The 19504-nt window shown below is 70.3% G+C and carries 14 protein-coding genes; 7 read left to right on the top strand and 7 right to left on the bottom strand.

Annotated elements, in window-relative coordinates:
• The first annotated feature begins 148 nt into the window (after window positions 1-148).
• Window positions 149-2959: a transglycosylase domain-containing protein gene (locus tag ACQPZK_RS31245; protein ID WP_433536292.1), complete on the top strand. Its 2811-nt coding sequence runs from the start codon at window positions 149-151 to the stop codon at window positions 2957-2959.
• 196 nt (window positions 2960-3155) lie between these two features.
• Window positions 3156-4661 (top strand): glycosyltransferase family 87 protein, encoded by a 1506-nt coding sequence (locus tag ACQPZK_RS31240; protein ID WP_433536291.1) that lies wholly within the window; start codon window positions 3156-3158, stop codon window positions 4659-4661.
• A gap of 127 nt (window positions 4662-4788) precedes the next feature.
• Here ACQPZK_RS31240 and ACQPZK_RS31235 read toward each other — a convergent pair whose 3' ends face one another.
• Together ACQPZK_RS31235 and ACQPZK_RS31230 are read right to left on the bottom strand one after the other, a co-directional pair.
• The gene (locus ACQPZK_RS31235; RefSeq protein ID WP_433536290.1) at window positions 4789-7014 is read right to left on the bottom strand and encodes a hypothetical protein; all 2226 of its coding nucleotides are present in this window, start codon (window positions 7012-7014) and stop codon (window positions 4789-4791) included.
• The gene (locus ACQPZK_RS31230) at window positions 7011-7802 is read right to left on the bottom strand and encodes a deoxyribonuclease IV (RefSeq protein ID WP_433536289.1); all 792 of its coding nucleotides are present in this window, start codon (window positions 7800-7802) and stop codon (window positions 7011-7013) included. The genes ACQPZK_RS31235 and ACQPZK_RS31230 overlap by 4 nt, the downstream gene beginning before the upstream one ends.
• Before the next feature lie 628 nt (window positions 7803-8430).
• Between ACQPZK_RS31230 and rpsF the strand changes: the two genes are divergently transcribed.
• The 4 genes from rpsF to rplI all read left to right on the top strand — a co-directional run bounded on the left by rpsF (window position 8431) and on the right by rplI (window position 10090).
• The gene (gene rpsF / locus ACQPZK_RS31225) at window positions 8431-8721 is read left to right on the top strand and encodes a 30S ribosomal protein S6 (RefSeq protein WP_007453836.1); all 291 of its coding nucleotides are present in this window, start codon (window positions 8431-8433) and stop codon (window positions 8719-8721) included.
• Window positions 8722-8811: 90 nt separating this feature from the next.
• Window positions 8812-9348, top strand: a complete 537-nt coding sequence (locus ACQPZK_RS31220; protein WP_433536288.1) for a single-stranded DNA-binding protein — start codon at window positions 8812-8814, stop codon at window positions 9346-9348.
• A gap of 41 nt (window positions 9349-9389) precedes the next feature.
• Window positions 9390-9629, top strand: a complete 240-nt coding sequence (gene rpsR / locus ACQPZK_RS31215) for a 30S ribosomal protein S18 (protein ID WP_007073789.1) — start codon at window positions 9390-9392, stop codon at window positions 9627-9629.
• Between the two features lie 14 nt (window positions 9630-9643).
• The gene (gene rplI, locus ACQPZK_RS31210; protein ID WP_007453817.1) at window positions 9644-10090 is read left to right on the top strand and encodes a 50S ribosomal protein L9; all 447 of its coding nucleotides are present in this window, start codon (window positions 9644-9646) and stop codon (window positions 10088-10090) included.
• 85 nt (window positions 10091-10175) lie between these two features.
• Here the strand turns inward: rplI and ACQPZK_RS31205 are convergent, their stop codons facing one another.
• Window positions 10176-11741 (bottom strand): hypothetical protein, encoded by a 1566-nt coding sequence (locus tag ACQPZK_RS31205; protein WP_433536287.1) that lies wholly within the window; start codon window positions 11739-11741, stop codon window positions 10176-10178.
• A gap of 281 nt (window positions 11742-12022) precedes the next feature.
• On the opposite strand from ACQPZK_RS31205, the gene ACQPZK_RS31200 reads away from it, so the two are divergent.
• On the top strand, window positions 12023-16240 hold the full coding sequence (locus ACQPZK_RS31200; protein ID WP_433536286.1) for a replicative DNA helicase: 4218 nt from the start codon (window positions 12023-12025) through the stop codon (window positions 16238-16240).
• Between the two features lie 12 nt (window positions 16241-16252).
• Here ACQPZK_RS31200 and ACQPZK_RS31195 read toward each other — a convergent pair whose 3' ends face one another.
• From ACQPZK_RS31195 to ACQPZK_RS31180, 4 genes are all read right to left on the bottom strand, one after another.
• A complete protein-coding gene (locus ACQPZK_RS31195) occupies window positions 16253-16930 on the bottom strand; it encodes a maleylpyruvate isomerase N-terminal domain-containing protein (protein WP_433536285.1) in 678 nt (225 codons plus the stop codon).
• A 99-nt stretch (window positions 16931-17029) separates the two neighbouring features.
• Entirely contained in the window at window positions 17030-17413 is a 384-nt protein-coding gene (locus ACQPZK_RS31190) for a zf-TFIIB domain-containing protein (protein ID WP_433536284.1), read from the bottom strand.
• Between the two features lie 22 nt (window positions 17414-17435).
• Window positions 17436-18068 (bottom strand): phosphoribosyltransferase, encoded by a 633-nt coding sequence (locus ACQPZK_RS31185; RefSeq protein ID WP_433536283.1) that lies wholly within the window; start codon window positions 18066-18068, stop codon window positions 17436-17438.
• Between the two features lie 41 nt (window positions 18069-18109).
• Window positions 18110-19432 (bottom strand): glycosyltransferase 87 family protein, encoded by a 1323-nt coding sequence (locus tag ACQPZK_RS31180; RefSeq protein WP_433536282.1) that lies wholly within the window; start codon window positions 19430-19432, stop codon window positions 18110-18112.
• Window positions 19433-19504 lie beyond the last annotated feature (72 nt).

The raw sequence follows: 19504 nt of genomic DNA, 5'->3' as shown, positions 1-19504 counted from the left end.
CCGACCACTCGTTGGTCCGATTAGCCCGATTGATTCGGCAATGACCCTGGCGAACCGGCACCCTCGTGCCGGCGGTCCGGGTGAAGCAACTCACGGCAACCCGGTGGCGGCGCTGTCGCGCCCCACCGCGACCGGCAGGGTGTGAAGAATGAACTCGTACGGCGATCCCAGCTCCGCGCGCGGTCGGGCCCAGTACCCGGGCCCGGACGGTGACCCCGGACCGGGCGCGGACGACGCGTACCGCAGACCCGGCGGTGACTCCCGCGCGGGCGGCTGGTCCTCCGCGGAGCCCGCAGCGCCTCCCGGCCGGGCCTCGGTGACACCGAGAGCCGCCGGCGGTCGTGCGTCGGTCGGCGGCTCGGCCTCCGTGCCCCCGCCCGGCGCTGCCGCCGGATCCGCATCCGTGGGCCCGGCGACGCCCGGGCGCAGCGGTCGAGCCTCGGTGCCCGTGTCGCCGGCGCCGGGTGCGGCTGCGGGCCGTGCCGGTGCCGGTCGGGCGTCTGTTCCGGTGTCTCCGGCACCGGGAGCGCCCGCCGGTCGGGCCCGGGTGGGCGCCGCCGCCGTCGGCGCCGCCTCAGCGGGCCGAGCCAGCGTCGGCTCCGCCTCGGTGGGTGGCCGTGCCGCGGTCGCCCGGGCGAGCGTCTCCCCGGTGTCCGGCGGCCCAGGTGGTCCCGGTGGCCCGGGCGGACCGGGCGGACCCGGTCGTGGTGGCCGGGGCGGTCGCGGCGCGGGTGACCCGGCCGCGGCGGCGCGGGCCAAGAAGCGCAAGCGGATGAACCTGCTCATCGCCGGGTTCGCCGTCTTCATCATGCTCGCCGGTGTCGGCGTGGTGGGGTTCACCTACTACTCGACAAACGTGGTCATGCCCGAGGAACTGCCGCTGCCGCTGTCCACCACCGTGTACGCCAAGGACGGCAAGACGACGCTCGCCAGGCTGGGCAGCGAGAACCGCACCTTCGTCACCATCAACCAGATTCCGGAGCACGTGCAGCACGCGGTGGCGGCAGCCGAGGACCGGAACTTCTACCGGCACTCGGGCGTCGACTACAAGGGCATCGTGCGGGCCGCGTGGAACAACGTCTCCAACGGTGACAAGCAGGGCGCGTCGACGATCACCCAGCAGTACGCCCGCAACGCGTTCGAGAATCTCCAGGACGACACGTACGGCCGCAAGGTCAAGGAGGCCATCCTCGCCTCCAAGCTGAACGACGCGTACAGCAAGCCGGAGATCATGCAGCACTACCTCAACGTCATCTACTTCGGACGTGGCGCGTACGGCATCGAGGCGGCGGCACAGACGTACTTCGGCAAGTCGGCGATCAAGCTGACCCCCGCGGAGGGCGCGGTCCTGGCCGCGCTGATCAAGCAGCCGGTGGCGACCGACACCCACAAGGGTTACGACCCGGCGGTCAACCCGACCGACGCGAAGACCCGGTGGGACTACGTGATCGACGGGATGAAGAAGGAGAAGTGGCTGGACCCCGCCGCCCCGGTCGCGTACCCGAAGGTGCTGCCGCCGAAGAAGGGCGGCAACGGCTTCGGCGTCGACAGCCCCCGGGGCAACGTCATCAACTACGTCCGTCAGGAGATGGACGCGATGGGCCTCTGCTCCGACAGCGGCGCGGACGGCAAGACGAGCTGTGTCGACGCGCTGCGTGACGGCGGCTACCGGATCACCACGACCATCGACCCGAAGCTCCAGACGGCCGCCGAGAACGTCGCCATGCAGTCCAAAAAGGGCTCGGAGCTCAACGACCAGCCCAAGAACCTGATGGCGGCCGTTGTCTCGATCGACCCGAAGAAGGGCCGCGTGCTCGCCTACTACGGCGGTGACAGTGGCGCCGACTTCGACTACGCCGGCAAGAACACCGACAAGAACGGCGACCTGACCGGTGGTCACGCGCCAGGCTCGTCGATGAAGGTGTACACCCTGGCCGCCGCGATCGAAGCGGGCATCTCGGTGAAGTCGCACTGGGACCCCACGCCGTACAAGCCCGAGGGTTCCAAGGTCGCGATCGGTAACGCCGGTCGGACCAACCTCAAGTGCGGCAAGTACTGCACTCTCGAAGAGTCGACGATCCAGTCGTACAACGTGCCGTTCTACTGGGTCACCAAGGAGATCGGCGCCGAGAAGGTGGTCGACATGGCCCACAAGGCCGGCGTGACCACCATGTGGGGAGTCGACCCGCCGCAGGCGTTCGACCTGTCGAAGAAGGGGCCGAACCCGTTCGACAACTACACCGGTTTCGGCAAGTACCCGCTCACCGTGTTCGACCACGCGAACGCGATGGCGACGTTCGCCAACGACGGCAAGTACATCAAGGCGCACTTCGTCATCAAGGTGGAGCAGCAGGACAAGGACACCGGTAAGTGGAAGGTCGTCGGCAGCGAGCGCATCAAGCCGGAGCAGCGGATCGACAAGAAGGTCACCGACGAGGTCACCGCGGTCCTGAAGCAGATTCCCGCTCCCAACAAGCTCTCGCTGGAGGACGGCCGCCAGGCCGCCGCCAAGACGGGCACCTGGGAGTACAACAGCACGGACAACGCGCACGCCTGGACGGTCGGCTACACCCCGCAGATCGCCACGGCCGTCTGGGTGGGCAGCCGGGATATCAAGAAGCCCCAGATCCGCCTCGCGAGCGGTAAGCCCATCGGCGGCTCGACCCTCCCCGGCCCGATCTGGGAAAAGTACATGAACACCGCCCTGAAGGGTCAGGAGGAGATCCCCCTGCCCACCGTCACCGGTGAGGGCGACATCACCAAGGGCAACGGCAAGGAGCCGGCCGCGCCACCGCCGGTTCCGGGACAGCCGGGACAGCCAGGGCAGCCAGGGCAGCCAGGGCAGCCGTGTGACCCGTTGACCAATCCGTTCTGCCCCCGGAACGACGGCAACCCCGGAGGTAACAACCCGGGTGGGCCGGGCGGTCCCGGTGGGCCCGGCGGCGGTCCGAACGGTTAACCGCCACCCGACCTGCCACTGAGCACCCTGGAACACGAGCCACAGCGCACACGCCGCCGCCGGCCGGACGACCTGTCCGGCCGGCGGTTGACGTAGTGGCACCGGGTGGTCGTCGCTTGTCGACCGTGCGGGTTGTGACCCCGGCGGGCACACGAGTACATGACGCACCGCTGCGAGTACGGCAGGATGCCTCTCTATGAGCACCCAGTCGACGCCCGGCATCGACGACGCCGGAACCACCGACCACCCGTCCCGCTCCGACGGGTTCGTCCGCGGCCTCTCCGGCGCCATCGGCGGGCCGCTGGGCGACCACGCGACGGCACTGGACCGGCCGGCCGGGCAGGAACGCCGATTCTGGACCGCCGTCCGGATCGTCCTGGCGCTGGCCTGCCTCACGCTCGCGCTGCACTGGGTGCAGAAATCCCCGTGCCAGGACGGCGCCTGGCAGAACAACGTCCAGTACACCCGGTTCTGCTACACGGACGTCCTCGCTCTCTACTACGCCGAGGGCCTCAACGAGGGCAAGGTGCCCTACCGGGACCACCCGGTCGAGTACCCGGTGCTCACCGGCTACTTCATGGGCGCCCTCGGTCTGCCGGTGCACGCGATCGGCGACGGCGACCCGAGCATCAACCAGGGTCAGTGGTTCTACAACCTCAACGCGCTCGTACTGGGCGCGCTCGCCGTGGCCACCGTCGCGGTGATCCTCACGTTGCGCCGCCGACGACCCTGGGACGCCGCGTTGTTCGCGCTCGCCCCGGCGCTGCTGCTCACCGCGACCGTCAACTGGGACCTGCTCGCCATCGGGTTGGCGGCGTTCGGTCTGCTGGCGTGGGCCCGGCGACAACCGGCGGCGGCCGGTGTCCTGCTCGGGCTGGCGGGCGCGGCGAAACTCTGGCCGCTGTTCCTGCTGGGGCCGATCCTCGTCCTGGCGCTGCGGGCCAACCGGCTCCGCGCCGCGCTCACCGCGCTCGGCGCGGCGGTGGTGGCCGTGGTGCTGGTGAACCTGCCCGCCTACCGGGCCAACCCGGACAACTGGGGCCGGTTCTTCGAGCTGAACACCACCCGGCCGATCGACTGGGGCACGCTCTGGTACATCGGGCGCTACCTCGACGGCAAGGTCGGCAACGACCCCGGCCAGCAGGGCCCGTTCGAATGGTTGAACACCAACATCCCGACCCTCAACACCATCTCGTACGCCCTGTTCGGGCTGGCCTGCATCGGCGTGGCCGTGCTGGCGTTGCGCGCCCCGCGCCGGCCGCGGCTCGCCCAGCTCGCCTTCCTGGTGGTCGCCGCGTTCCTCATCTTCAGCAAGGTCTGGTCCCAGCAGTTCGTGCTCTGGATGCTGCCGCTGGTGGTGCTGGCTCGACCGAAGTGGGGCGCCTTCCTGGCCTGGCAACTCGCCGAGGTCTGCTACTTCGTGGCCTTCTACGGTGAGCTGCTGGGTGCGGCGACCAGTCGTCCCGTCTTCCCCGAAGGGGTGTTCGTGCTCGCCTCGACGCTGCGGCTGACGACCGTGGTGATCCTGTGCGTGTTCGTCGTCCGGGAGATCCTGCACCCGGAGCAGGACGCGGTACGCGCCACCTACGCCGACGACCCGGACGGCGGCGTCCTGGACGGCGCACCGGACGCACCCTGGCTGGACCGCTGGCGACGACCCGCGACCAAGCCCGAACCCGAGCCCGAACCCGAGCCCGTTTGATCCCTGAGGAACGGACGCGCCGTACCCACGTCAGGTTTGCGGGGGGAGCCCGCCCGGCGCAGGGATCAAGCCTGACCGCCCGGAGCCGGGCGGGCTCCCCCCGCAAACCGCCCGAGAGGCGAGCACGTCAGAGCCGATACACCACGGCGTCGCCGATCTCCTGGCGCGTGATGTCGAGCGACTCGACCGGCGCGTCGATGGTGATCTCCCAGGGCGTGCCGGGCACCTCGTCGCGCAGCAGCACCACGGTCCGCACGCCGTACGTCCGCAGGTAGTTGACGCTGTTCCGGTCGGGGAACGACTGGCTGGCCCGGCGGAGATCGTCGAGCTGCCGGGGCGTGAAGCCGCTGCCGCCGTTCGCCACGTCGGGGAATCCGCTCGTCGACCACAGCATCACGTGCTGGTCGAGGCCCTGGTCGCTGGGGAGAACAAGCAGCGGGCCCTCCGCCGAGCGCATCGCGGCGGGCTGCTTCGGCACCACCGGATGCGGGGTCGCGTTCAACCCTTCGACGGCGACCAGCAGCAGCGGCAGCAGCGTGGCGATCCGCAGCCACGGCCCGGGCCAGGACGGAACCCGCTGCGCGGCCAGCTCACGGACCCGGTCGGTGAGGGCGGTGACCGCGCCCGCCGCGAGCAGCGCGAGCAGCAACGTGATCCAGAGCATCAACCGCCCGGGGGTACGCAGCGCGTTCCAGCCCGGCGCGTGCTCGAACAGCGGCACGTAGGTGAAGGTGCCGTCGAAGAAGCGGGTGCCCATCGCGAGCACCATCGTGACCAGCACACCGGCGAGCAGGAACAGCCGGTGCCGCAGCCGCCAGACCGAGAAGAAGAGCCCGCCGAACGCCAGCGCGTAGAGCACGAACCCCGGCAGCAGCGTCATCTCCGCAGGGAAGGACAGCGTCGCGCGGGCACCCTCGTGCAATCCACCCCAGATCCGCGACTCGGCGGGCGCGGTGACGAAGCCGGACGCCGGCGGCGAGAAGATGGCGATGTCGCCGACGGTCCGCTCGGCGTACGGGTGCAGTTCGGTCACCTGGAAGTACGGGAGCGCCATCAGCGCGCCCACCCCGGCGAAGAACACCCCGCCGACCAGGTCGGCCACGAGCAGTCGACGGCCGAACGGCAGGGTACGACCGGACCGCAGCCACTGCACTGCGAACAGCGCGGCGGCGACCAGCGCGGCGACGGCCAGGAAGTACGCGAACGGCAGGCCGATGCCGAAGCCGAGGCTGATCTGCCAGGCCGCCACCAGCCAGCCGGCGTACACCCAGCCGTCGTGTCGCCGTTCGGGCCGGTAGCCGTGCCGCAGCGACCAGCCGTGCCCCCGCGCGAGCATCGCCAGGGCCAGCGGGATGCCACCGTTGGACAGCACGTGCAGGTGCCCGGCCTGGGCGAGCAGCCACGGCGCGTAGGCGTAGCCGACCCCGGCGACGGCGGCGCCGATCCGACCTGCGCCGAGCTGCCGGGCCAGGGCGTACCCCCCGAGGGTGGCGAGCGCGTGCGCCAGCACGAACATGATGTTGTAGCGCAGGACCGCGTCCTCGGGGCCGCTTCCGAGCATCCCGGCCGGGGCGTAACCGAGCAGCGTGTCCGAGAACGCGAAGCTCCACAGCTCCGGGAAGAACGTGTTCGACTGCCACAGGCGGGCCGGATCGGCCAGCAGGATGTGGCCGGACCATGCCATCTGCCATGCCTGGAGGCTCGGATCCCAGGTGTCCTGCGGCAGGGTGTAGCGCGGGTAACGCAGCGTCGGCCAGGTCATCAGCACGGCCAGCGCCAACGAGGCGAGGGCCGCCAGGGTCCACTCGTGGACCAGGGACCGGCCCACCGGGCGGGCAGACCGGGTGAGCCAACTGGGCCGGGGCTCCGGCGCCGAGGCGAACGCCTCCCAGCGGTCGGGCTCGACCGGCTGCCCCTCGCCGCCGTCGGTCGCCTTCGCGCTCACGGTCGACTCGGCGTCCTTGGCGGTGCCGCCCGCGGCGTCCTTGGCGGTGCCGCCCGCCGCAACCTCGGCGGCGTCGGCCTTCTTGTCGCCGTCGTTCGTCGTACCGCCGCTCCTGGCCGTGTCGGTCTTCTCCGCGTCTTTCTTCGCACGACCGTTCGTGGCGGCGGCGTCGTTCGCGGGCGTGCTGGCGCTGTCCGTGCCGGCCTGCTCGTCGCCGGCGCCGTTCGCGGCCGTACTGGCGTTCTTGCGGGCCTTCCTCCGCGCCGCGTCCTTCCGGGTCGTCGCGCTCGTGGTGGTGGCGGCCGGGGCGGCGGGGGCACCACCGGTGGGTGGCGCGGCTGGTCGGATGGGGTCGTCGCCGGTGGACGTGGGCCGCGCCTTCCCCGACTTGGACTGTCCGGTCGTCATGCTGCCGGGCGCTCCGTCGGGAGCTGCTGGCGCAGGAAGTCGATGTCGGCGGCCTGGCCCGCGACGCCGCCCGGCGTCTCGACGACCACCGGCGCCCCGGCGGCGCGGATCACTGCGACCACCAGCTCCGGGTCGATCGTCCCGCCGTCGAGGTTGTCGTGCCGGTCCTGGCCGGAGTTGAACGCGCCCTTGGAGTTGTTGGCGTGCACCAGATCGATCCGGCCGGTGATCGCCTTGACGCGGTCGACGAGGCCGAGCAGTTCCTCGCCCCCGGCGTACGCGTGGCAGGTGTCCAGGCAGAAGCCGACCTCGTGGTCGCCGACCGCGTCCCAGAGCCGGGCCAGCGCGTCCAGCCGGCGGGCGCACGCGTTGTCGCCGCCGGCCGTGTTCTCGATGAGGACCGGCACGCCGAACCCGCCGGAGTCGGCCGCGTACGCGAAGGTCTTGCGCCAGTTGTCGAAGCCGACCGCCAGGTCGTCCCCGGCATTGACGTGCCCACCGTGGACGATCAGGCCCTTCGCGCCGATCTCGGCCGCCGCGGTCGCGTGCCCGAGCAGCAGCTTGCGACTGGGGATCCGGATGCGGTTGTTGAGGGTGGCCACGTTGATGACGTACGGCGCGTGCACGTAGAGGTCGACCTCGGCGGCACGCAGCCGCTCGGCGTCCTCTCGAGGCTTTGGTGCCTTCCATCCCTGCGGGTCGGAAAGGAAGAACTGCACGGTGTCGGCGGACCGTGCGGCTGCCTCCGCCAGCGGGTCGGTCGAATCGACGTGGGCTCCGATACGCATGGCAGCGAGCCTACGTCGGGACCCCGACGGGCGCGGTGACGGCCGGCGCGATGTCGTCACTCCGGCCGTCAGACGATCGTTGAGGGGATGGGATCCGACGAGCGGGCCGTGGGCTGGGCGCGACGGCGCACCCGGTACGACCATCGGGTGTTCGTCGGCCCGACAGCGAGGTCACCCCCGCGTCGCGGCCCGGCGTCGCGGGGGGAGACCCGTCGTCGCGCCAGACAGGCACAGCCGCAGAATCTCGGAAATTTCTGCCTTTTACCCCTACACCGGACGAGAGCCGTTGTATCGTCAGATAACAACACGATAAAGCTCCGCGGGGCGTCTCCGGTCCAACCTCATCGGTGTGGTCGTTCCTCCCCAGGTCCCACCCAAGGAATGCGGACGGGACGCTCCGCGGCCTCGTTGACGGGGGCTCGCACCGACCAGTGACGGTCGGGTGGCGGGCCCCCGTCGGCATGCCCGGGGTGCCGACCCGACCACCCCGGGCATGATCGTCCGGACCGGGTATCCTGGTCAGGTTGTCCGCGTCCGGTCGGGTTCCCCCGGCACGTGCGGGCAGCGACGCACGACCTCCTGCCACGGAAGGACCGTGGCCGCTTAGCCCACAGGAGGTGAGCACGTCTTGCGTCACTACGAGATCATGGTGATCCTCGACCCCAGCCTCGAGGAGCGCACCGTCGCCCCGTCGCTCGACACGTACCTGAACGTGATTCGGACCGCGGGTGGCTCGGTTGAGAAGACGGACGTGTGGGGCCGCCGGCGCCTCGCGTTCGAGATCAACAAAAAGGCCGAGGGCATCTACGCCGTCGTCGACCTGCAGGCTACGCCTGCTGCCGTGGCCGAGCTGGACCGTCAGCTCCGCCTGAACGAGTCCGTGCTGCGCACCAAGGTCATCCGGCCGGAGATGCGCTAAGCATTCAGTCCGGCATTCAACCCGGTTCGCCCGGATCAGCCTCCGCGACTCTGTCGTACGGCTCTGAGAGCCTGTACGACGAGACGCTGAGTGCGCGAGGAGATGGTCATGGCAGGAGACACCACCATCACGGTCATCGGCAATCTGACCGATGACCCCGAGTTGCGGTTCACCCCCTCCGGGGCTGCGGTCGCCAAGTTCCGTGTCGCCTCGACGCCCCGATTCATGGACAAGGCGTCGGGCGAGTGGAAGGACGGCGAGCCGCTGTTCCTCGCCTGCACCGTCTGGCGGCAGGCCGCCGAGCACGTCGCCGAGTCGCTGCAGCGCGGCGCTCGGGTGATCGTCTCGGGTCGGCTGCGTCAGCGGTCGTACGAGACCCGCGAGGGTGAGAAGCGCACCGTCATCGAGCTCGAGGTCGACGAGATCGGCCCGTCGCTGCGCTACGCCACGGCGAAGGTGCAGAAGATGTCCCGCTCCGGTGGCGGTGGCGGCGGCTTCGGTGGTGGCGGCGGTGGTGGTGGCCAGGGTGGCGGCGGAGGCAACTTCGACGACCCCTGGGCTTCGGCCGCACCCTCTCCCGCGCGTGCCGGTTCGGGCGGCAACTTCGACGAGGAGCCTCCGTTCTAATGGCGCCGAGCGCCCGCGATCGCAAACCAGGAGCAAGGTCAATGGCCAAGGCTGCGGCACTTCGCAAGCCGAAGAAGAAGGTGAACCCGCTCGACAAGGACGGGATCACCTACATCGATTACAAGGACACGGCGCTGCTGCGCAAGTTCATCTCCGACCGCGGCAAGATCCGCGCTCGGCGGGTCACCGGCGTGACCTCGCAGCAGCAGCGGCAGATCGCCCGCGCGGTCAAGAACGCCCGCGAGATGGCGCTCCTGCCGTACACCGCCACGGCCCGCTGAGAGGAGGCACCGATATGAAGATCATCCTGACTCAGGAAGTGTCCGGCCTCGGTGCCCCGGGCGACATCGTCGAGGTCAAGGACGGCTTCGGCCGTAACTACCTGCTGCCGCAGGGCTTCGCGATCGCCTGGACCAAGGGCGCGGAAAAGCAGGTCACGGTCATCAAGCGGGCCCGCTCGGCCCGCGAGATCCGCGACCTCGACCACGCCAACGAGGTCAAGGGCCAGCTCGAGGGTCTCAAGGTCAACCTGAAGGCCCGTGCCGGCGACGGCGGGCGGCTCTTCGGCTCGGTCACCTCGGCCGAGATCGTCGACGCCGTCAAGGGCGCCGGCGGTCCGGTCCTGGACCGTCGCCGGCTGGAGGTGCCCGGTCACATCAAGTCGACCGGCACCTACCCGGTGAAGATCAAGCTGCACCCCGAGGTCACCGCGTCGTTCAACCTGAACGTCGTTCAGGGCTGACGACCCGCCGCACCACACGACGAGGGCCCGCACCGATCGCTCGGTGCGGGCCCTCGCGCATGCGCCAGGCGTGACCCCGCCCGCCTCACCCGATCGGCTGGCCCGTCACCGCGCTGATCAACACCGTGGAGAGACCACCGCCGACCACCGCGGCGGCGAGCGCGATCGTCGCCGACCGCCACGTCGTGCCGACCCGCCGCAGCAGCGCCGCCACCACCAGGCTGCTCACCAGCGCCAACCCGAAACGCGGCGAGCCGGCGAGCAACGACTCCAGCGCGCGTGACCGTGCCGAGTCGCAGCCACCCCCACTGATGTCCGTGACACACCCGGCGGGCGCCTGCGCGTCCAGCGTCAGCAACCACGCGAAGATCAGCATCGCCGGCACCAGGTAGCAGGCGGTGGTGTAGAGCAGCGGTCGGACGGACCCGCCGGGATCCGGATCGAGCAGGTCGTCCTCCAGACGACGCGCCCAACCGCCCGTGGCCACCGACTCGACCCGCCGCCGCACCGACGCCGTACCGACCGGCGAGCGGTCCGCCCGCCGCCGGGGCGCAACCGGAGGGGGTACGGGCGCGCTGCGCGGCCGCGGGGCGGTGTAACCCACCACCGGCGACCGAGGCGCCGACGTCGTCGTCGTGTCCATCCAGCGCGGATCGTCACCGGACAACCGCGTACCCGACCAGAAGCCGCTGTCCCGACTCGGCCATCCCTCGGTCAGGCGGTCCGAGCGGGGCGGCAGCGTCCGGTCCCACTGGTCGTCCTCGACCGCGGACCGCTCCCACTGGCCGGTGCGGTCCGACCGCTCCCAACCACCGACACTCTCCCCCTGGGACCACTGCTCGCTCAGGTCCGTGGTGTCCGAGCCGGGGGTTGGCCAGGCCTGGACACCCGAGGCGTCCCACGGATCCACGGCGGGCGCGTACGGCGGGTCAGGCTCGGCCGTCCGCCCCGCCCCGCGCTCCCACGGGTCGACCGCCGGACGCGTCCAAGACTCCTCCGCCGCGCGCCGGCTGCGCCGCGTCGGTCGGCTCACCTCCGGACGGGATGCCGCCTCGGGCGAGTCGGTCTCCAGGTCCCCACCCGACCAGATCACCTGGGGACGACCGGCCGGCGCGCGACGGGGACGACGGTCGGCGGCGGCGCCGGAGACCGGCTCCTCCTCTGCCGAGTCGGCGCGTCGACGGCCCGCATAGCCCTGCTCCTGCGGACGGTCGAGCGTCCACTCCCGGGTGTGGTCCGAATCCGGACCCGCGCCGATCGCCGGCTGTGTCCGCCAAGCGCTCGCGCTGATCGCCGGCTGCTCGCGCCAACCACTCGCGTCGGCCCGTCGCCGGCCCGTCGTCTCGGGACTGCGCCAACCGGCACCCGAACTCGGGCGCTCGACCTCGGCCTCGTCCTCGTCGGGTGCGGCGTGCCGACCACCACCGTCGGCACGCTGGACACCCGATTCCAGCGCCCACCGCGGCAGGTAGGCGTCGACTGGTTCGTCCTGCCCACGGTCCCGCGCACGCCGCCGGCTGGAGGTGCGGTAACGCCCGTCCTCGTCGTACGGATCGGCCGGAGCAGCGGGCAGCGCGGGCTGACCCCACGAGGCGGTTGACGGACGCTCCCGCGGGCTGCCCTCCCCGCGTCCCCAGTCCCGGTAACTCACGGCCGGAGTGTGACCCTTCTGAACCCAAAGCGTGATCCGCTGTCCAGGTGTAGCCGTTCGCTGGAGATAGTACGGGAAGATCGTGTAAAAGAACCGACCGAAATATTCTCCTCCACAGGGTGGGGACCGCATTTCACCAGGTCAACGCCCTGCGGCCGAGAATTCCCCAGCGGTTGTCCACAGGCTGTGCACACCCTGCGCACATGCTCGTCCACCGGCGTCCACAGGTTGTCCCGAGGCTCGTCCACCGTGCTTGTTGAGTCGCTGACCTTGGGGTCCGTATGGTTGGCCCTCGACCGCCGGCGCGATGGCCCCCGATCGACCGGCTCGGTCGGGAGAACTGTCGTACCCCAGCGGTAGAGCTGGGACGGATCCGAACGCAGTGGAGGGGGGACCGGGTGTCGGTCACCGACGACATGCGGGCGGAGGCCCGGTCCGGCAACGGCCAGCCACCCGTGCAGCGGGACGGCCAGTTCGACAAGACTCCACCCCAGGACGTCGCCGCCGAGCAGTGCGTCCTCGGCGGCATGTTGCTGTCCAAGGACGCCATCGCCGACGTCGTCGAGATCCTCAAGACCAACGACTTCTACCGGCCGGTGCACGCCACCATCTTCGACACCATCCTCGACATCTACGGCCGGGGTGAGCCGGCAGACTCGATCACCGTCGCGGCGGCGCTCGCCGATTCCGGGGATCTCGTTCGCGTCGGCGGCGCGCCGTACCTGCACACCCTCATCGCCAGTGTGCCCACCGCCGCGAACGCCGCGTACTACGCGCGGATCGTCAGCGAGCGAGCCGTGCTGCGCCGGCTCGTCGAGGCCGGCACCAAGATCGTGCAACTGGGCTACGGCACCGCCAACGGCGGCAGCCGGGACGTCGACGACATCGTCGACCTCGCCCAGCAGGCCGTCTACGACGTCACCGAACGCCGGGTCAGCGAGGACTTCGCGGTCCTGGCCGACATGCTCCAGCCCACGCTGGACGAGATCGAGGCGGTGGGCGCGCAGGGCGGCGTGATGACGGGCGTGCCGACCGGGTTCAGCGACCTGGACCGGCTGCTCAACGGCCTGCACGCGGGGCAGTTGATCATTGTGGCCGGCCGGCCTGGTTTGGGTAAGGCGCTCGCGCTCGACACCCCGCTGCCGACACCGGATGGCTGGACCACGATGGGTGAGGTCCGCGTGGGTGATCAACTGGTGGCGGCGGACGGCCGCCCCACCACGGTGACGCACGCCTTCGACGTCATGCACGGCCGTCCCTGCTACGAAGTCGAGTTCTCGGACGGCACTGTCATCGTGGCGGACGCAGAACATCTCTGGAAGACGACCAGCCGGGCAAGTCGACGGCAGTCTCCGGGCCGGCGGAGGCAAGCGTGGCCCGAGTCGTCGCTGGCCGTCGTACGCGCGGCGCAGAAGAGAGCCGGCGGCACGCATAACCAGCCAATAACGCTCTTCGACGCGATCGAGCAGGTCGGCCCGGAGTTCCGCCATGTCCTGCACGGGGTTGCCCGGGAGGTCGGATCGACCGGCCGGATCAGCCGTCCCGTCGTCCGCAACGGCACTACGCGCAACTGGACAGCGCCCGGCTACCCATCCGGCCCTCTTCTGACCGAACTCCTCGGTCGAATCGAGCGGCTGGCCGAAACCAACAATCGGGTTGCGCGCGACGGCGTTGTCACGACCGCCGAAATCGCAGCCACGCTGCGTACCGACACCGCCGATCGACGGCTCAATCACGCCGTCCGAAACAGCGCTCCCCTGCACCTTCCGCATCGGAAGTTGCTGGTCCCGCCCTACACGCTGGGGGTGTGGCTCGGTGACGGTCACACCGGTGCCAGCCGGTTCACCACCGCAGACCCAGAGATGATCAACCACGTCGAGAAGGATGGCTTCGTCGTTCGGAAGAGCGGGCCGATGGTCTACACCATCCTCCTGCCGCCCAGCCCGGCTACTCAAGGGACCGGCGTCTGCGCGGACTGCGGTGTTTCCACCCGGGCACTGCGCGAGAACGCGGCGACCAGAAGGTGTGCCAGCTGCCGCTGGCAGAACGGTGCCTTCCTTGGCCTGCTGCGTCAGGTCGGGGTGGCCACGGACAAGCACATCCCGCATACCTACCTGCGCGCCTCGGAGAGCCAACGCCGAGCGCTATTGGCTGGGCTGATGGACACGGACGGTACCGTCGCCCCAGCGGGCAACCTGCAGTACACGTCGACCTCGAAGCGGCTGGCGGACGACGTACGCGAGCTTATCGTCAGCCTCGGCTACCGGTGCACCATCAACGCGAAGCCGGTTCGCGGGCGAACCCCCGAGTCGTCGATCGCATACACGTTGAACTTCTCCACGCCTGATCCCGTCTTCCGGCTCAAGCGAAAGCAGGACGCGCACGCCGAGCGCCGCCGTACCGCGTCAGACGTACGCACGACCTCCCGCTTCATCGTCGACGTCCGCCAAGTGCCCAGCGTGCCGGTCCGCTGCGTCACCGTGGACAACCCAGAACATCTCTACCTGGCCAGCCGGGCGATGATTCCCACCCACAACAGCACCGCCAGCATGGACTTCGCGCGAAACGCCGCTATTCGGGCAAATCAGGCTGCCGCTATCTTCTCCCTGGAAATGAGCAAGGTCGAGATCGTCATGCGACTGCTCTCGGCCGAGGCGCGGGTGCCGCTGCACGTGCTGCGCAGCGGGCAGCTCTCCGACGACGACTGGACCAAGCTGGCTCGCTGCATGGGCGAGATCAGCGAGGCGCCGCTGTTCGTCGATGACACGCCGAGCATGAACCTGATGGAGATTCGCGCGAAGGCCCGTCGGCTCAAGCAGCGGCACGACCTCAAGATGATCGTGGTCGACTACCTCCAGCTGATGACCTCGCCCAAGCGCACGGAGAGCCGGCAGCAGGAGGTCGCGGACCTCTCCCGTGGCCTCAAGCTGCTGGCCAAGGAGGTCGAGTGCCCGGTAATCGCGGTGAGTCAGCTGAACCGTGGCCCGGAGCAGCGCACCGACAAGCGCCCGCAGTTGTCCGACCTGCGTGAGTCGGGATGTCTCACTGCGGACACCCGGGTCGTTCGTGCGGACAACAACGCGGAGATCACGCTCGGTGAACTGCTGTCGAACCGGACGAAAGACATTCCAGTCTGGGCCCTCGACGAAGGGCTTCGCTACACCCCCCGCACCATGACTCACGTCTTCCCGAGTGGTACCCGCGAGGTCTTCAGGTTGACGTTGGCCTCAGGCAAGCAGATCGACGCAACGGCGAACCACCCCTTTCTTGCCTTCACGGGATGGGTGCCGCTCGGTGAACTGGCACCGGGAGACCGCATCGCCACGCCACGACACCTGCCGCCCCCGATGACGATCCGCCCGTGGGCCGAGGCGGAGGTCGTCATGCTGGCGCACCTGCTGGGCGACGGCTCCTTCGTGCGACGTCAGCCGATTCGCTACGCAAGCCGGGACGAGCTGAATCTGCAGGCGGTGACGGAGGCGGCGAAACATTTCGGAATTACCGCCCTGCGCGACGATTATGCGGCCGCCCGGGTGACCACGCTGCGGCTACCTGCGCCCTTCCGGCTAGCTCGAGGCCGACGTAACCCGATAGCGGAGTGGCTGGAAGGCTTGGGCCTCTTCGGTCTGCGGTCGCACGAGAAGTTCGTTCCATCCCCGGTCTTCGGACTTCCCAAGGAGCAGGTCACTGTTTTCCTACGGCATCTCTGGGCCACTGACGGATCGGTCACCGTCAACAGCTCAGGCCGCGGCGGGCGGGTCTACTTCTCGTCCACGAGCCGGCGAATGCTGGAGGACATCTCCAGGCTTCTTTTGAGGTACGGCATCACTGCCCGCCTCCGGGCCGTACCCGTGGTGGGCCACCGCCCGCAATACACGCTCGACATTTCCGGCCGGGACGACCAGTTGCGGTTCCTGCGCGAGATCGGTGTCCACGGACAGCGGTCGGAGGGCTGTGCTGCTCTCCTTCGCGTGTTGGAGTCGACGGAGAGCAATACCAACGTCGACACGGTCCCCCGCGAGGTCTGGTCCAGGGTCAAGGAGATTCTGGTTGAGCAGGGGATGTCCCACCGTGAGTTCGCGAAGGCCATCGGCACCCAGTTCTGCGGCAGTTCGCTCTGGAAGCGTGCGCCCAGCCGCTCTCGGCTCGCGGCGGTTGCCGCAGTGCTCGACTCTGCCGACCTCGACCTGCACGCGACCAACGACATCTTCTGGGACTCGATCGTGTCCATCGAGTCAATCGGTGAGCAGGAGGTGTTCGACGCGACGGTGCTCGGTACACACAACTTTGTCGCGAACGGCATCGCCACCCACAACTCGATTGAGCAGGATGCCGACGTGGTCATCCTTCTGCACCGCGACGACTACTACGACAAGGAGTCACCGCGGGCGGGAGAGGCGGATTTTATTGTTGCTAAGCATCGAAATGGACCAACCGACACGGTGACGGTCGCAGCCCAACTGCACCTGTCCCGCTTCGTCGACATGGCCATCGGCTGACCTGATCGGACGTCACCCCAGCAGGGGGAACCAGCCCGCCGCCTCGCCCAGCTCCAGCCGGTCCCGATCGGTCAGGGAGACACGGCCGGTCGCCTTCAACAGGAACTCCCGGTCGTCCCAACCGGCAGGGCGGACCGCATCGTCGCTCAACAGGCCATCCATCGTGGACACCGCGACGCCGACCGCCAGTGGTCCGGGTGGCGGCGAGGTCGGCAGTTCCGGCGTGAGGTCCAGGTGGTGCACCACGGCCTCGGTGGTCAGCGTGGCCAGGAAATCGGGTACGCGCAGCACGTGGCCCTGTGTGGTCACGTACCCCTCGGGATCGGCGAACCCGGCGGCGCGGACCGCCGCCGGGGCGGTCTCCGTCCACAGCCGAACGATGGCGGTCGGCCGGTCGAAGGCGGACGCCGACCGCCGGATCCACCAGGCGTGCCGGGCTGCCTGTTCGTTGCCGGCCGGGAAGCCGCGCCAGTAGGAGACGTCGTCCACGTCGGCGGGACCGTCGACCGGGCTGGCCAGGGCCACCAGCGCCCGCTGGGCGTCGCCGAGCACGTGCAGGAGCAGGTCGGCGACGAGCCAGCCTCGGCATCGCGTGGCCTGTTGCAGGTCAGCGTCGTCGAGGGCGTCGACCACTGCGGTGATGCCGTCGTACGCCTCGGCGAGGGCCTCGTCGTGCCGGGTGCCGGTCATGCGGTGCAGCCTCGCACGGACCATCGCGCCAGCCAATCGTCCGGTGGCGGCGTTGCCCGGGTCGACGTCGATCGACCCGGGCGGGAGTCTCGGCCGGACTCAGCCGAACATCTCGTCGAGGAAGCTCTTGCGCTTCTTGTGCCGGTAGTGGCCGTGGTAGCCGTGGTGCTGCTGCTGGTGGCCGTAGGCGGGCGCCGGCGGGTAGCCGTGCACCGGCGGCGGGGGCGGCGGCGGGACGGCGCCGTAGCCGGGCTGGTGCTGAGCGGGCGGCGGGGGTGGAGGAGCGTAACCGCCGGGCTGCTGTGCCGGCGCGGCCGGTCCGGCCTGCTGGCGGCTCCAGTTGGCCTCTGCCTCGAACAGCTTCTCGAGCTCGCCGCGATCGAGGAAGATGCCCCGGCACTCGCCGCACTGGTCGATGACGACGCCGCTGCGCTCGTACTGGCGCATCTCGCCGCGACACTTGGGACAGATGAGGTCACTCATCACCCGACGGTACCTGGTCGACCTAAGCGATTGCTGTGAGCGCCTCGATGACTTCGTCGTCGGAGACCTCGTGGAAGTCGTCGTAGTAGACGCTCACGGAGACGAATTCCGACGGGCGTTGGGCGCAGATGACCTGGTCGGCCTCTGCGGCCAGCAGTTCGTAAGCCTCCTGGGCGCCCACCGGCACGGCCACCACCACGCGGCGGGCGCCGAGCCGGCGGGCGACCTCGACGGCGGCACGGGCGGTCGCGCCGGTGGCCAGACCGTCGTCGACGATCACGGCGACGCGTCCGGTGAGGTCCAGCGGTGGGCGACCGCCCCGGTAGAGCTGCTCGCGGCGTTCCAACTCGACCTGTTCGCGGTGGCTGACCTCGGCGATGTCGTCGCTGCCGAGGCGGCTGGCGATCGCGTCGTTGAGCACCTGCACGCCGCCGGGGCCGAGCGCACCGAAGGCGACCTCCCTGGCCCAGGGCATGCCGAGCTTGCGGACGACCAGCACGTCCAGGGGGACGCCGAGCCGTTCGGCGACGACCCGGGCCACCGGTACGCCGCCGCGGACCAGGCCGAGGACGACGGCATCCGGGTCGCCGACCAGGGCGGTGAGCCGCTCGGCGAGCACGCGGCCCGCCTCGGCGCGGTCGCGGTAGGTGGTCATGCCTTCAGGTGTACGCCGTGCGACGTCGTTTCGCCCGCGGGTTACGCCGATGTGGCCCGACCGGGCAGGTGCTCGGGCGTCGGGGTGGTCGGTGCGGATACCGGGCGGTGCAGGGCGGGCGCCCAGACGAGCAGGGCCACCGGGTAGAGCAGGTAGCCGAACCGGGTGGAGGGCATGAGGGCGATGGCGGCGAGTAGTCCGTACCCGCAGATCAGAGCGGTGGTCGCGGCGGTGCCGGGCGGGCGTCGCGCGAGCCGGACGGCGATGGCCGCGCCGGCGGTGACCAGGAGGGCGGCGGCGATCAGCCGGCCTCCCGGCAGGGCGGTGGCGATCAGGTGGCCGGGGAACGGGGACTGTGCCGGGCTGGTGACGAGGCCGTGGCCGAGTGGGAAGCGCAGCACGTTCTCGGTGAGGGCCCCGCGGTCGACGAGCAACGCCGGTAGCAGGGCGAGAACGGGTAGCCCGACCGCGCCGGCCGCGACCCGAGCCCCGGCTCGCCGGGTCAGACCCCAGACGATCAGGACCAGGGCGATCGGCCAGGCGAACAGCTTCAGCGCGCCGGCCAGCCCGACCGCGAGACCGGCCGAGCCGGGTCGTCCGGCGGCGGCGAGCGCGAGGGCGAGCAGGCAGAGCGCGAGTACGGGTAGGTCGTCGCCGCCGGTCGCGAGGGTGAGCGCGCAGACGGGCAGGACGGTGGCTGCCTGCAGACCCCGCAGCAGGGCGGCGTCCCGCCGGTGCTTCGCGTCGAGGGTGGCGGGCGCGGCGCGCAGCGCGACCACGGCCAGGGCGAGTGCCAGCGCGGTGCCCAGCGCGAACCACACGCGGGCGTCGGTCCACCAGGCGTCGACGAGGGCTCGGGGTAGGCCGAACATCGCCATACCCGGCTGGTACGGCGTGTACCCGAGCAGTTGTTCACCGGGTGGTAGGGCGGCGATCGCGTCCCGGCCGAGGTACGGCGTGCCGTGGTCGAGCAGTCGGATGCCGGCCTGCTCGACGACCAGCACTTCCTCCTGCGCCCGGTCGGTGCGTCCGGTGGCGCGTTCGATGCTCTGCCAGAGCACGGGTACCAGTGCGGTGGTCACCCAGGCGAAGCCCGTCACCACCCAGCGGGATGCGAGGCCGGCCAGCCGGGGGCGGCGTCGGCGCAGCAGGAGTTGGACGACCACCGCCAGCGTCGCGACCAGGTAGCCGGCGACGGCGACGGCACCCCAGGCCCGGTGCGGCAGAAGGGTCGACGTGCTCGCGGTGATCGCCGCGAAGACGGCCGACACCGCGTAGAGGCCCAGGTCGAGGGCGAGTCCCCCGGCGGCGGTGTCGAGCGTCCGCCAGCGCTGGCGGCGGGCGGTCGGGGCGTCGGCGGTCACGGGCGCCAGTCTGGCAGATCTCGCTGCTCACCCAGCTGGCCGTCCAGGGCGCTGCCGTGGTCGGGGCGCCGA

Origin of the sequence: Micromonospora sp. CA-249363 (assembly GCF_050950185.1) — a bacterium.
Lineage (GTDB): Bacteria > Actinomycetota > Actinomycetes > Mycobacteriales > Micromonosporaceae > Micromonospora.
This window is presented reverse-complemented; position numbering and strand designations above follow the sequence as displayed.

What these genes read in the sequence shown, in the direction of transcription:
- rpsR (WP_007073789.1), top strand. Translation starts at nt 9,390, where the DNA reads ATGGCCAAGGCTGCGGCACTTCGCAAGCCGAAGAAGAAGGTGAACCCG.
- ACQPZK_RS31195 (WP_433536285.1), bottom strand. Translation starts at nt 16,930, where the DNA reads ATGACCGGCACCCGGCACGACGAGGCCCTCGCCGAGGCGTACGACGGC.
- ACQPZK_RS31240 (WP_433536291.1), top strand. Translation starts at nt 3,156, where the DNA reads ATGAGCACCCAGTCGACGCCCGGCATCGACGACGCCGGAACCACCGAC.
- ACQPZK_RS31200 (WP_433536286.1), top strand. Translation starts at nt 12,023, where the DNA reads ATGGTTGGCCCTCGACCGCCGGCGCGATGGCCCCCGATCGACCGGCTC.
- ACQPZK_RS31190 (WP_433536284.1), bottom strand. Translation starts at nt 17,413, where the DNA reads ATGAGTGACCTCATCTGTCCCAAGTGTCGCGGCGAGATGCGCCAGTAC.
- ACQPZK_RS31185 (WP_433536283.1), bottom strand. Translation starts at nt 18,068, where the DNA reads ATGACCACCTACCGCGACCGCGCCGAGGCGGGCCGCGTGCTCGCCGAG.
- rplI (WP_007453817.1), top strand. Translation starts at nt 9,644, where the DNA reads ATGAAGATCATCCTGACTCAGGAAGTGTCCGGCCTCGGTGCCCCGGGC.
- ACQPZK_RS31245 (WP_433536292.1), top strand. Translation starts at nt 149, where the DNA reads ATGAACTCGTACGGCGATCCCAGCTCCGCGCGCGGTCGGGCCCAGTAC.
- ACQPZK_RS31235 (WP_433536290.1), bottom strand. Translation starts at nt 7,014, where the DNA reads ATGACGACCGGACAGTCCAAGTCGGGGAAGGCGCGGCCCACGTCCACC.
- ACQPZK_RS31230 (WP_433536289.1), bottom strand. Translation starts at nt 7,802, where the DNA reads ATGCGTATCGGAGCCCACGTCGATTCGACCGACCCGCTGGCGGAGGCA.